We start from the raw sequence: 13412 nt of genomic DNA, 5'->3' as shown, positions 1-13412 counted from the left end.
GGACGGTGACCGTGGAGGGTCACAAGGCGATCAACGAGATGAGCGCCTTTTTCCCGCATCTCGACAGGCCGTTCGACGAAGGCGCGCTACAGGAGCAGGTCGGGCTACTGACCGAGCTGACCGACCAACCACTGTCCATCGCCGGGCCGATGCGTGTCGTCCACGACCTCGACGACATCGATTTCCTGTCTCTTCCCCGGGGTAAGGACGCCTATCGCGATGTGATCGGCACTACGGTCACGCCGGACGTATTTCTCGTCACGGCACCGAAAGGTTCGGCGCCACCGCAAGAGACCGAGCACCGGTTGATATTGACCGTGCACCCCGGGTCCGACGGCTTGGCGTTCGGCGACGCCGAGCAGCCACGGCTGCTGTTGCCGCCCGGCACGCCGCTGCGCATCACCGGCGTGCGGCCGCATAGTGACGGATACCGGATCGAGGCCGAAGTAGGCTCCAGCGCAACCGGTTTCGCGCCCGCAGGTCGCCGGTCGCCAGTCGAGGACACCGACGACGAGGACCACCTCGGGGACGGCTCCCGTGATTTCGACACCGAGAGCCTCGGTTCGACAGATTCCGACACCTCGGTGGAGTGGCCCGCTCCAATCCGCGAAACGCGTACTGTCGAACCAACTTTCGGCAGCGATACCGAGAACGAAGGCCGCATCGACGGCAACGGGGTGCGGGTTTTCGATACCGACCAAGCGGGTGACCGCTTCGGATCGAATCGACTGCGGACCCACCCGTGGGAGGAGTTGGCCGAGTCATCGCGCCTGGCGCTCATCGCCCATGGCCAGAATTCGGTGCTCAACAACATCGTGCGGAGTCTGTCGGATATCGGACTCGACGAGCTCTGCGCGCGGATCGAGCGCAACCTCGCCATCTATCACACGATCGTCGCGGAACATGGCACCGAATTCGCCTTCGCAGCTCTGCGAACCCAGCGCGACGAACTGGAAGGCCGCGCCCTCCGCAACGAACATGAAACCGAGCTGTTGAATGCTCTCGCCGAGATCCTGGGCAGCGAAAACCCGTTCCGCCGTTGGGAAGATATCACTGCCGACGCTTACATCCACCATGACGCTTTCGCCCTGTATCGCCGCACTTACGGCGTTGAGTTCGGCCCCGATGTCGTTCGACAGCACCGGGAATCGCTCGACCAGGCGACCGGCCGCCCGCTGCCGTTGACTGAACCGTTCCGTGTCCTGCGCACGCTCGAGAGCGTCGACTTCATGCTCGCCCAGGACGGCGCACCGCTGAACGGACGTAATGTCGCCCTCTTGGTCGATGTTCAGCAACGCGATCCCGGCTACCCTTCGACCTCGCTCACCGCCAACCCGATCCAGGTTTCTCGGTTCAACACCAGGTTCGTCCTCGAACTCGAGGTAGCGCCGGGAGCCCGCGGCGTCTATGTCGGCAGTGACGGCGGTCTCCGGCAGAACGAACTCCTGTTCGCCCGCAACACCGGCTACCGGATCACCGGGATCGGCCCGACCGTCCACGGCGTCACCACCCTGCGCGGTCGCATCGAACCGGACGTGATAGCCACCCGTAGCCCGAGTTGCGCGCCCCTCGCCTTGCAGTATGCCGCCGATAAGAATCCTCGTGCACCGATCACGGCCCCAGAACAGAATTCGGTCGGGCTCGCCGGGATGAGCGCCGAACAGTTCAACCGCCATGCCGGAGGCGAGCTGCAGACCTTCACCAGCCACGCCGAGATCGAGGACCACCTCCGGCAACTCGGCGATGGAGCCTTCGCCTTTGTGGTCGACGGTTATCACGGCCCGGTCGACGAAAACGGAATCGGTGCGCACGTCGTGGTTTTCGAGAACGACCACACTTACGTCCGCGGGTACGAAACGGTCACCGAGAGCTACTACCCGCTCGACCGCCATCCCACCGGCAACGTGCGCGCGATCACCGCCATCATCTACCGCCCGGACGGATCGGTGTACACCACCGATCGGGCAGCCGACGGCGCCGCGGTCCTCGGCGACACCCGCATCGGCGCACCGTACGCCGGTGAGCCCGAACCACGCGCTGGAACCGGCCCGGTCGATGGCATCACCCGTGTGTCGGAGCCGATGGACGTCACCGGGAAACACGACCGTTTCGGCATAGCCGAGTTCCTCGGCGGTTTCGACGGCGCCGCCTACCCACCGGGCACAGAACTGCGTTTCCACGCCACCGACCGCACCATGCACGCCGAATTCGGCGACACCGGAGTAAAGGTTTCCTGGACGAGCAAGCGCACCACACCCGCACCGTCCGAGCATCCGTTCGACGAATTCTGGCAACTCCTCCGGGCCGGCCACGAGCCGCTGGGATTCACCGAGGCGCTGGTGACTCAGCCGCCGTTCCAGGACTCCGCCACCGCTCGCATAATCGGTATCGCCGAACTGCGAAACGTGCTGACCGCCAACAGCTTGGACACCGAAACCGAAATACATTTCCGGGACGGCGCCGACGGCCTGGTCGCGGTGGTGCGCCGGGACGGGAACCTCGCGGTGCGCGAGCCGCACACCGCGGGTGACCTGCCACCGAGTCCGCGGGAAATCATCAACCGAGTGGAATTCGTGCGCCGTCTCGGCGAGTTCGGAATCCAACATGTCCGGATCACCGTTCCCACACCGCTGGAATGGCATCGCATACCGTCGGACGGACCGGACAACCTGTACCCGACACTGGCGCGCATCCTCACGATAGATGCCGACGTAATACGGAACACGACCGAGCAGAAGATGAAGTCGGCGGGCATCGATTCCGCACTTGTCGCGGCGGCCGAGAGCTACAACCTGAATGTCGTCTTCGCGCGACCCGGCGAACCTCGCGTCGTCATGACGAACAATCCGAAGGTGCCGAAATTCTTCCTGCGGCAGACGCCTACCGGCTACGAGGTCGGCGTCACCGCCACCGGCCATTTCGCCGCTGTCGTGGCACCGGACCTCACCGCGTCGCTAGTGGATGTGACGAGCGTGCCCCGCGAAGGTATTCCGGGACCACTGATCACGATGCTGGCCGGTGGCCTGGAACCAGCGCTGGAAGGCGCGGCGATGCGCCGAGTCCATATCTCGGAACAGGGACCGGTCTCCGCGCGGGCTCCGAAGCCGGCGGTAATCAAGAAGACTCGGCGCAAGCGGACGACATGGACCCGAAACCGCACCGTCCCCGCGGCCAAACTGGAGGGACGCCGACTCCAGACGGCGGACCTGCCTCGGCCCACCCGCACCGACCCCACGCCGGTGCACTACATGGACGACGTGGAGCGCGAAGCTCATCGGATCTATGTGGACAAAACCGGCCGGCTTCGACACGCCCGCGACGGGTCACTGTTCCAAGCCGAACGAAACGAGGCGGATTTCGGCGAGCGCAAATACATCTTCGTCATGGACGAGTTCGGGAATCTGTATGCGGGCGAGAAGATCAAGGGCTTGATCCAGCATTCGTCTTTCCTCGGCGGCCGGATCGTCACCGCGGCGGGCTCCATCTCGGCAAAGGACGGCATCGTCACCAGGATCGTGGACAGCAGTGGGCATTACTGGCCCGGCGAGCAGACGAACGACTATGCGTTGGCGTTCCTCGAAGCGCAGGGCCTGCGCTTCTCCGATGATTTCCAGCGAGTCTATTATTCGAAAGACGGTCAGTTCCTGCTACGGGCGCCGGCGATCCAAGAGCGGGTCCGCGCGGCGGCGCTCGCGCGAGCGAAGCGCATCCTCGACGAGGGGCCGACCGTCACCGCGCCCTTCCAGGTCTATCGAACCGACATGTGGCTGAGGCACCTCTCCTGGCGTGATCTCCCACCCGGAACGACAATCGGTTTCAAGGACGCGTTTTTCGACACCACGGCCACGGCCACCGACCACCTCACCTTCCGCGTGGTCTCCCGCGGTATCGATGGTTCGCAGCCCGACCGGAACTACGAACTGGATGGCGAGACCCTGCGGGAACTGGTCTTCCGGCTGGATGTGAGGTCCGTGCGGGTCGAGCGACCCGACGTTCCGGTCTACACCTACTACGGCGAGGATCTGCTGCGCCAAATGGAGCAGGGCGTAACAGATTTCACCGCGGACAACGCCACCCCCGCACCCGGTGCGCCGCGGGCGCCGCCGCCGTCCCAGGAAGACCAGCCCACCGTGCATCCGACGATGCCGTCCCACTGGGTGCCGGTACGGACCACCGGCGATCCGGGATTCGCCGCGGTCGCCCAAGCATTGGGGATCTCCGAGGTCGCGCAGGTCCGTCAGCGCATCTTGAACCACCTCCGCGAGGAAGTGGCGATCGAACAAGAACGCCGCGAGGAGGTCGACCGCAGCCGGTTGGCCGACGAGATCGATGACCTGGAGTGGCAGGACGAACTGCGCGAACGGCACGAATTCGACCATTGGCGCTCGAACGCGTACTGGGACATGGTCGATCCCGCCGCGCAGTGGCAGACACCGGATTTCGAGGCAGGCGATCGCCTGCTCCGGCTGGTGGCGGCTGCCTACATGGTGAACTTCGTCAGCGTGCACCCGGACGGCCAGGTGCGCGAAATAGTCCATTCCGCCGAACAATTGACGGTGTTCCTGCGTCGCACCACAGCCGGGCAGTTCGAGATCGGTGGCACCGCGACCGGCGCACCACTGGTGGTGTGGCCGCAGCAGCGCGTGTGGGACGAGCTCGCCACACTCGACGGACGGGTGCCGAGGGGCCGGATTCCGGCACCGATGCGGCGCAGATTGACCAAGCCGCATCTTCCGCTGCTCGCCGAAGCCATGCCGAACAGGTTCTCCGAGGAGGGTTTCGCGCGTCCCGTTCATTACATGGATGCCGACGAATTGGAGTCGCACCGCCTGTTCCTCGGCCCGGACGGCAGACTGCACCGGGCCGCCGATGGGTCACGGTTCGACACGACCAAGCTCGACGATTGGCCGGGTCCCGACCGCATCGTGCTGTTCGTGATGGACGAGTTCGGCAACCTCTATGCCGCCGCCACCGAGCCGTCCGGCCGAATCCAACACGCTTCGTTCTTGGGCGAGGGTGCGGTGACCGCCGCAGGCGAGATCGGTGCGATCGACGGCAAGCTCGACGAGTGGTCCGATAGCGACCGGCAAGGCCCGCCGCACCCTGCGCACAATGATTTCGCGCTGGATTGGCTACGCCGTCGCGGTATTGCGCTGGATGCCAGCTTCGAGCGGACGGACGCCGATGCTATTCCCCGTAATCGGATCGGCGAGCCGCTGCGCCAGCGCACTGAGCTCACGCACCGCCGGATACTCGCCGACGCCACGGACACCGCGTTGCACCTCATCGAAAACCGGCGTACGCGGAACCCGGCGACGCGCGCGGTAACAGGGGTCGCACGCGAGCAGCTCACCACCGAACAGCGGCGGCTGCACCGCTGGGACCAGGCGTTCCACGCGCGCAGAATCTCCAGGACAGAGCAAAACGATACGTTCGCCCATCCAGCACCCGCGGGCGCGAGCGATCGCCTCGTACCGCCTGGGTCGGTCATCGCCCTGCGAGACGTCGATGAGTCCAGGGATGCACGGGCGGCCTGGTGGGAACAGCATGGTCGCGCATGGTGGGCGGCGCTGCAATTCGCCGACCTGGAACCGGGCTATCAAGCGCGCCTACTCGCCGACTTCCCGGGTCTGCGCAACGGCGACGGAATCCCCGCCGAGGTACGAAACACGCTGAACCGCAGGTACATCCTGCTCGAGCTCGGACAACTGAAGCAGGCCGCCGGAGCCGGCGCGAACATGCCAGCCCAGCAACGTCGATCGCAGCTCGAGACGACATTGGTCGCACTGCACGGCGCGGAGCTGGAGGCCGCGATCGCGGCGCAACGATCCGGTGGCGCGGTGGCCACGGTGCGGTTGCTGTCGTTCCACCAGGACCCGCAAGGCCGGGGCCGGAGCGTGACCATCGCGTTCGGTCCGGTGGACACCGCGGCGACCGTAGACCAGCACCAGACCGAGGGCGCCTCCTTCGGATCACTGCTCCCGGCCGTACCCCGAGTCGTGCTGACCCACCAGCAAACCACCGGTGCCAGAACCGATCACGCGACAATCCTCACGCTCGGCACTGACTTGCGCACCCCGACCCGGGAACCCAGCGCCGATGCGCCGGTCGAGGATGGGTCCGCAGCGCATATTTCGCAATCCGGCACGCCAGATGTCCATGGAAACTGTGGGCCGCTGGTTCTCCAGTACGCCGCGGACCGGAATCCCGGCACCCCGATTCGGCAGTCTGCGGTAACGGTTGGATTGTCCGGAATGCGTGGCGAGGATTTCGAATACGCCGCTGCCGCACCGTTGCAACCCGTCGGCACCCTCGCGCCGGTGGTCGCCGAGCTTCGTGTTCTCGGACCCGGCGCTTTGAGTCTTGTCGTAGATGTCTATGCCGGTCCGGATGCGCGCGGGTTCGGCGCGCATGCCGTAGTGCTCTATAGCCGGAACGGAGAGCTACGGGTGCACGATCCGGTGACCGGCGACCACGCTTTGGCGGCACATCCCATCGCGCGCAGTCGTTCGGTGCTTGCGATCGTCTACGCCGATGAGGGGAGCGTGCGAACCCTTGCGGGTTACTCGGACGACGGTCGGCGCGTCCTGGGCGATGCGCTGATCGGCGCGTCGCCCTTCGATGACGGTATGGATTACTCGGCGGCTTTCGAGCCGGGCGGCTATCCGGAGGCGGGCGGCCAAGGCCTGCCGCACGTCGAAGTATTCCAGGGCCGTCCCGAGTCGTTTCCGGAGCATTTCCGATTCGACGCTGAATTCGGCCTATATCCGCCCGGTACTCTCGTGTATATCACCGAAGATGCCGGAACTCTGCTGCTCACTGTGTCCGGCAACGGCTGGGTCACCGCAAATTACGGGGACGGCGGTAATTCGGGACCATGGGTGCAAACGTTCGCGGGCGACATCGAAAACGCCGCCGCACATTTGATCCAATACCTATCGGATGTTGCGCCAACGCGAATTGAAATCCATTACCCGACGCCGCTGACCGCCGCCGACATATGGGCTCCCGCGCGATGGTCGACTCGGGTGACGAAGCCGACCAGGGCAGAGCTCGAGGAGGGGATTTTCGAGTATCTTTACGAGAATCGCAAGAATCCATTCAATCTTGGATATGAGAGTATTAGTGCCTATCTGGCGAGCAAGAGCTTCGGCAGTCTTTCCCGGTCGGAGGTGCACAATTCGATTTTCGATATACTGAACAAGATAGACGTGCCGTTCAGAGCCACGGAGTTCGTCGTCGCCGAGTGGCCGGCCGACAGGTTCTCGAAGATCGCCGCGCAGTGGCCCGATGCCGTCGAAGCGTACCGAGCGTCGCGTGGCGGGCCGTCGGACGGCAGCGCACCCGTGCCCGCGCGGATCGGCGCCATCCCCGGCCGCGACAATTGCCTTCCGCTCACCCTCACCTACCTTGGCGAGTACATCGGCAACACCGGGTTCGGGCTCGATCAGCTGTACGACGGACTCGCTGGCAACAGCCACCGGCAACTCGAGCAAGCCGTTCCCGGCGCTCGCCTGCACTCCGTCCCCGGACCCGACACCATCACCGACGTGCTCCGGGCGCCGGGTCCGGCAACCCATGCCCTCGTTGTCGAAAACCACACCAGCACAGACGAAAACAACGTCGGCGCACACTTCCACGTCATCACGAACGTCCGTAAGGCCGGTCGATCGGGCACTCAAGACCTCTACACCCACGACGTCTATCCGGATGATCCACAGCGCATCCGAACCGACCCGCACACGCCGCGCCCACAACAGCACATCACCACCACCGACGTCATCTACCTCGACAAGGACGGCAACGTCGTCGCACCACCCGACCACAACCACACCCCAACCGCACGCCCCCGGCACCGCATCGGCCTCGATGACGCCACGACAGGCCCGCAGACCGTGGTATTGGCCGCTGCCGTATCGCCGGGGAGCCCGGCGCGACAACGGCATTCGACGTTCGAGGACAGCGACGACGACCTCGAATCCGTTCTGCGGCAACAGCAGAGCGTCGAACTCGACGGCCCGACCCGCATCTCCCGGCAGCGTTTCAGCCGAGCCGGCTCGCATCCGCCGCGCCTGCGGCGCGGCCAGCGGCTGACCGCCGCGCGGCGGGAGAAAGGGTTGCCGATGCCTGCCGTGCCGATAAGGTTGCCCCGCCCCGCCGGCAATCTGGACCTTCTCACCATTGTCGATGACGCCGGCCGGGTGGAGTCGCTGGCCGCGAAAGGCGAAAAAGTGTCTGCCGAATTGGTTCGGCAACACACCACTGGACTCGACTATTACGAGATCAAGAAGCCCGGCGAACCGGTCCGGCGCCTGCCCGCGAAGTTGGCCTGGGACTTCTCCTTCGCAGAGGATTCGAGCGGTGGCCGAACCGGCACGTTGAGCTGGGATATTCCGGGCGGTCAGGTTCGATTCATGGCCTACGACACCGAGAACCGACTGCGGCCGACCGCCAGTGTCTACGATGACCTCATCGCGGTGCAGCAGGGGGAGGGGCCGTGGCGCTGGGTGAAATTCCGCGGTCGGCCGTTGTGGGTCCGCGTCAACGCACCACACTCCGTGCTCCCCGAGCTGCCGAATCCGGAGCCGCGACACGACGATCCGGTGTTCGGGCCGGACGGACCGCCCAAACCACACGACGTCCGGCAGGGCCGCGCCGACGACTGCTCGCTGCTGGCCGATCTCAAATGGCTTGCCGAACACGATCCGCAGTCGATCGTGGAGATGGTGCACGACAACGGTGACGGCACCGTGTTCGTCCGCCTGTTTCCGGACAACGACGGCAACACCCGGCCGGTTTGGGTGCGCGTCGAGAAACGGATCTATGTCGAACCAGGCACGCAGACCGGGTATTTCATCCGGCACGAGCCCGGAGAACCGTTGTGGGCCACGCTGATCGAGAAGGCCTACGCACAGTTCTTCGGCGGCGACGACGGTTACCTGGTGGTGGCCAACAATCCGCCCTCGGAGGCGATGCCAAGCTTTGGTAAGGGTTTCCATCTGGCCAAGCGCGGATTTTTCCAGCAACCTGTCCATCGAACGCGCATTACCGACATGCTGAATCCACTCAGGTTCGACGTCGACACGCTGCACGAGTTGGTGAGCGAGCACTTCCTACGTGATCCGCGGTCCGATCTTTCGAGCGATCCCACTCCCGAGGCGGATTTCGAGTTCTCGCACGCGTTCGCCGAAACGTTCGAGGAATGGAGCAAGTACCGTTGGGGGCTGCGCAGTAGGGAGCTGAAGCGTCTCGAAAAACTGCACGAGGACAAGCCGGCCGCGTTGCACATCGCCTGGCAAGAGTTCGAGCGAACTGAGCCTCTCCAGCTACCCACAACCTTCCGACGGTTTCTGGACCTGCACCAACCGCATCGCTGGGAACGCGAAAAGGACGCGCTGACAAGCTACTTCCAGGAAGCATATGGCGGGCGGCCTCAGGACAGGGTCTTGTCCGCTAAATCCGAAGCCGCTGCTCGGGCGATCGGCCACATGATCGAATGGGCGTTCCGGCGCGACACCGCAATGACAATTGGAACCTGGCAGCTGGACGGCCCTGATTCGGTACCGGGCTTGCATCCGAAGCACTTACTGGCGATCCTGGGAATAGAGCGCGATACGACCGGCGTACCGAAACGCCTGCTGCTGGAGGATCCAGTAGACAATCACGAGCCGTGGGCTGTTCCGGCGGCCGGTGTCGAGTACCGCCTGGATCCCGGTGGCATCGACTACAGCGGCGACGGAGAAGTTATCCGGGCCTCGGACGATGGCACCCAGTACATCACTCGCGGTCCCCGGGCGGAGCGTGAGCAATATCGCCAGGATCCCGATGGGCGGGTGTATGGCCTCCTCCCCGGCAATGTCCGATACCTCAGAACCACAGATGGCACCGTCCACAAAACCTTTGCCGATGGCAGTAGGCATCGAGGCAAAGCCGGCGACGTAGAGTTCTGGACCGATCCGGGTGGCGGCAAATACATCAGGAAGGCGGGCGATACCGACTGGACCGCCGACCCCGATCGCGACGATCCGCCGGACCCAACCATCCCGCGCCGCGGCGGCATCCTCGCGGTCGACCTCGAGCACGCGCCTAAATTCAAGACGATCGGGATGAGCGGTCCGGGAGCGTACGGCTTGTACCGACCTCAGCGGGAAGACCTGCCGCTCTACGCCTCCGACGATAATGTGCTGCGTTGGCTGTACGACGGATCCGCCAGGCACACACCACCGTTCGAACCCGACGACGACGACACCTATTTCGGCGTAATCGCGGTCGGTCTCGAACACATCTCGAAATTCACGACTCTCGCGATAGGTGGCCCTGCCGCGTACGGCCTTTACGGATCCGAGACCGTGCCCGTGGCCATCCGACTGCATGCCCAGAACTTGAGCTCGGAACTGGCCGGGCCGAGCCCGGCCGGCTTCGATCGGGTGCTGACGATCCTGCGTCGCGCCGACGCCGCGCGGGACCCGCGGCTGTTCGACAAGGCGTTCACGGGTGCGCACGGCGCGACGGTGCAGGATGCGGTTCAACTAGCGACCGAAGAAGGGCGGCTGTCCCGGACGCAGGCGCAGCGGATGGGGCGACTGCTCGGCTGGGAGCCCGAGGTGAAGTTGCCAGTCGCGCCTGACATCGAGCCGGGTGAGCTGTCTGCGGAACTGCAGGAAGTGCGTGAGTACGCGGAAGCGGTGTATTCGGCGGCGACGCCGGAGATCGCATTGGCGTTGGTGGCGCGACTGGACCGTGACCCGCTGCGGGCGGTGCAGGCCGCATACGCGCTGCGGGCGCGCGGCGGTGTTTTGGCCGCAGACCTGCATACCGGGTTGCCGGAGGAAAAGGATTACATCGATCACGTATTCGCTGTATTGCAGGAAGACAACCCAGCGTCCGCAAACGATCGGAATACCGGAGGCGGGTCCGCACACACCGCGGCGGCCAACCTCGGCCGTGCACGCTTCGAGACGCGACCGCAATCGCCCGCGCACCCCGGACTGGCCGGTGACGACGAATTCGACACGCGGCCCGTACCTTCCGGCCCGTCGAACCGAATCGGGCAAGGTAGTCAGCAGTCCCGCCACGTCCGCCGCCGCGAGATCGGGCGCACCACCGATGGGTCGCAGCCCGACGACTTGCGGCCGCATCTCGCCCATCGTGAATCAGCAGACGAACCGCCGGTCGAGAAATTCACCAGTGCACCCGGCTCCCACAATTCTCCAAGACCGCTCACCGGCCTGGCACAGTCCGATTCCGCACATACCCTGCTGGGAATGGATTTTGATCCCAACCCGACCGACAACCGTCCAGGTCTGCTCGATGAGGGCGCTGTCGCCGAACTAGCGGCACGCCTGTCCGCGATCCGGGCGGTTATCGACGGCAGCGTACACGCCATCGGCGGCCCATCGCCGAGTCTCGAAACCCACACTCCCGCAAGTGAATATCACCACGACTGCGGGCCCCGCACACTGGCCCGGCTACGGGAACTCACCGGCAACACCGCCATCGACGCCGGCGGCCTCACCGCCGGCCTCGCGGGCATGACCCACCACGAACTTCAGCGGCGCATCCCCGGCGCACAGCTCCACACGGTGCGCAACCCCGATACCGCCATCGCCGCCTTTCTGCTGGACCCCGAATCGCCCGCAACCCACGCTTATGTCGTCCACAACCACGCCACCCCTAACCAGCAGGGAGTCGGCGCGCACGCAGTCCTCGTCACCAACAAGGACAAGGCCCACAACCTCGACCCCGCCCGCACCCAACACCTCGACACCCTCATCGTCGGGGACATTCGGTTTGACCGCACCTTGCGAGCACCGCACAACTACCCACCGCGACACCCCACCGTCACCACCACTGAAGTCATCTATACCGACAAGCACGGCAACGTCGTCACGCCTCCGCCCGACACCCATACGGCCACCCCTGAGACTTACCGACGACACCTCATCGGCACGAACCCTGACTCCGGATTCCTACCGGAACTGCCGCCTTACGACGCGGTCGGATCATGGTTCGAGGAACCTGTCGACATACCCTGGGATGTGCCACCCGGATACGACGCCGATACTCCCGCCCTGGACGCGCCCCGGACGGAACCCGTTCCTCCCGGGCCCTACTACCAGGCATTGCGTGGGACGGGTCTGCTGATCGACGAAGACTTCTTCGATCGTGCCTCCTACCGGGACGCCGGCGGCGACCATGCGGAATTGCAGCGGCAACGGGCAGCGCTCGCACGTCAGTCGAGACTGGTGGCGGTCTTGCGGGGAGCGTTGCCGCTACGGACGATCGGCAATCACGGTGCCACCAGTCTGACTTCGGACCGGGAACAGGCAGATATGGTGTCGGTGGGACTGGATCGGTATGACCGCGGCCTGTCCGAATGGCGTATCGCGCTGGACGAAGGCTTGATTCGGCCGTCGTTGTCGACCGCCCCTGCGCCGGGTGACTATCTCAGCGGGGGAATGTTCATGATCCCGCAGCAGCGGCCACCGGGTTTGGAGGGGGCAGGGCCGGATCCTCGCGTCGCCGCGTTGTGGTGGCAGCAGCACGGCGAGCGGTGGTGGCGCTTCCTGAACTTCGCGACAGCGACCGCGGCACAACAACGGAGCCTGCTCACGGAGTTGCCCGGCCTGCGCAACGGAGAAGGAATTCCAGCAGCGATACGAGATCAGTTGAACCGCACGTATCTTCGGCTGGAGCTCGAGCGGCTGGCGGATGCTCCCACCGGCGAGACCGCGCAAGAGTGGGACCGGCGGCGGACCTTGGTCGCCGAGTACACGCGCCTCGCGGATTTGCTGGCCGCCGCGGACCTCGAGGCCGGGATCACGACGACGCGCCGCAGGCGCGACATCCCCCCGGTACATCTGCTGTCGTTCACCCAAGATAGCCGTGGTCGCGCGGCGGTGATCATCTGTTTCGGACCCGCGGACACCGCTTTTGGCGTGACGTGGCGCGTGGCGCGGCCCGGCCTGTCGTTCACCGAGCTGACCGGCGAGATGGTCGACGCGGCAGAGGATTACGCCAGACGTTACGGAGCAAGCCACGCGTCGGTGCTTTCGATCGGGCACGACGAACCGGACGGGCACTCCGGCGCGTCCGATAGGCAACGGGCACAGCCGATCTCGTCCGGGCAGGGGTTCTCCAGGCTGCGCAACCCCGGCATGCTGTTCGCTGCCGTGCGCAGGCCCGCCGGTTTGCGGCCGGGTCCGAGCGGGTCTGCTTCGATGATCAGCGCGTACGTGCGTGCCCGCGGCTCGAACGGCGCGGCGTTGCGGGAGGTAGAGGTGTTTGCGACCAGATCGCAGGCCGCGGCGATGATGCGGTTTGTGGATGCGTCTATCGTGACAATTCACATGCCGGGGCGCTCGCTGCGCGCCACGGGAGCAGGAGACGGGTCCGCCAGGTGGCCGATCTGA

Annotated in this window: 1 protein-coding gene (running past one end of the window); it reads left to right on the top strand. The window is 65.2% G+C overall.

Going from position 1 to position 13412, the window contains the following annotated elements:
- Nucleotides 1-13412 carry the final stretch of a T3SS effector HopA1 family protein gene (locus ACIA8C_RS12960; protein WP_397134061.1) on the top strand. Its footprint begins 32188 nt before the window's first position, so the window shows 13412 of its 45600 coding nt (coding positions 32189-45600); the start codon falls outside the window, past its left edge; it ends in the stop codon at nucleotides 13410-13412.

The sequence above is a fragment of the Nocardia sp. NPDC051321 genome (genome assembly GCF_044455225.1).
GTDB lineage: Bacteria > Actinomycetota > Actinomycetes > Mycobacteriales > Mycobacteriaceae > Nocardia.
Note: the sequence above shows the minus strand (reverse complement) of the source record. Positions and strands in the feature narration are given on the sequence as shown.